Raw genomic sequence first — 1,593 nt, 5'->3', positions numbered from 1 at the left:
GCGGCGACCGAACGCTTGACGAGGTGTTGGACAGAGTTTTTACATGTCCAGGACAGGATTCGTCCAGGGTGCGTCCAGCTTTCGCCCCGCCCGCCGGTCACCACCCAGCCCGACATGCCAGGATGACGCCGTACCGAACGATCAACGGCTGCCGCGCACCACCGACGCCGCCACCGTCGGCTCCGTCGCCCTGACCGACCACCGACCCGGCCCCGAATCAGGGTGCGCCCCCGCGCGGCACCGGTGTTGGATGGGCGGATGACCGACGACGCCCCCGAAGGCCGGCACGCCCCCCAAGGCCGGCACGCCCTCGACCGCCTGCACGCCGCCGTCCGACGCACCCGGGAACTCACCGCCGGCCGGGCCGCCACCGGCCTCACCCACGATGACGCCGACGACACCGCCGGGACCTTCGCCACCGACGGCGCCCTCGGCTTCGACCCGTTCCCGCTGCTCACCGCGGTGCACCGGGCCGGTGCCCGGGCCGTGGTGATCGGCCAGGTGGCCGGCATCCTGCACGGCTCGACCGAACTGACCGGCGACCTCGACCTGCTCTGGGACGGCAGCCCCGCCCAGGCGCCCGCCCTCGCCGCCGCGTTCGCCGCGGTCGGCGCCCGGCTGACCGGCGAGGACGGCACACCGCTCGAACCCGGCCCGGCCGCCTTCGCCGAACGGAAACTCGACTTCGCCGCCCCCACCGCCGGCGGCGACTGCTGCACCCCCGCGCTCCCCTGGGGGGGCCTGCCGGTGGAGGAGTTCCTGGCCCGCGCGGTGACCGCCACCGCCCCCGACGGCACCGAGGTCCACTACCTGCGCCGGGAGGACCTGATCCGGATGCGCCGGGCGATCGGCCGCCCCAAGGACCTGCGCCGCGCGGCGGAGCTGGAGGCGCTCTGACGGGACGCCGGCGCCCGGACCGTCAGGTGCCCGATCCGCCGGACGTCCCGGCCGTCAGATGCCCGGACCGTCAGGCGCCCGGCGCCCGGAAGTCGACGGTCAGCCGGGCGGCGGCGTCGATCTGCTCCGGGGTGAGCAGCTGCACCACGCTGGACTGCAGCGCGCCGCTCGCCCGGACCGTCATCGAGATGGCCGCCATCGACTCCTCGTCCGGCAGCTCGATCACGCAGTACAGGTCCTCCTCGCCGAAGGCGAAGGCCAGCCACTCCAGCGTGCCGCCGCACGAGGCGACCACCCTGCGGACCGCCTCCACCCGGCCGGTACCGCCGTCGGAGAGCAGCCCCTCGGCGCCCTGAGCGGTGTAGCCGGCCCGGACCAGGTACTTCGGCATCTCGGTCTCCCATCCTGCGAAGCGCCGCGGGCGCGGCGACCTTTCCACGATCCTGCACCGCGCACCGCACCGCACACCGCAAGCCCCCGAACGGCGCAGACCGGCGCAGACCGGCGGGTCGGCCGGCGCCGGCGGACCGCGGCGCGCGCCGGTCCGTGGCATCCCACCCACCGCCCGGCCGCGGGCGCCCGGCGGCTTGTGGGTACCGACAGTTCCCGCCACCGGTCGCCATCACCCACAGTGGGGCCCGACGGACCGCCGGCCGAGCGACTTGCCCCGGTTCCGGACGGTTCGCCCACCCCGCC

The 1,593-nt window shown here is 75.7% G+C and carries 2 protein-coding genes; one reads left to right on the top strand and one right to left on the bottom strand.

Translation table 11 applies throughout. The features are described 5' to 3' along the window. Positions 1 to 258: 258 nt before the first annotated feature. Positions 259 to 897 (top strand): hypothetical protein, encoded by a 639-nt coding sequence (locus AA75_RS30680; RefSeq protein WP_051813791.1) that lies wholly within the window; start codon positions 259 to 261, stop codon positions 895 to 897. A 70-nt stretch (positions 898 to 967) separates the two neighbouring features. On the opposite strand, the gene AA75_RS30675 is transcribed toward AA75_RS30680, so the two are convergent. Then, entirely contained in the window at positions 968 to 1,288 is a 321-nt protein-coding gene (locus AA75_RS30675) for a GYD domain-containing protein (RefSeq protein ID WP_033823565.1), read from the bottom strand. Between the last annotated feature and the right edge of the window lie 305 nt (positions 1,289 to 1,593).

Source organism: Kitasatospora sp. MBT63 (assembly GCF_000710465.2).
Lineage (GTDB): Bacteria > Actinomycetota > Actinomycetes > Streptomycetales > Streptomycetaceae > Kitasatospora.
The sequence above is the reverse complement of the archived record's forward strand: the minus strand, read 5'-3'. Positions and strand labels throughout refer to the sequence as shown.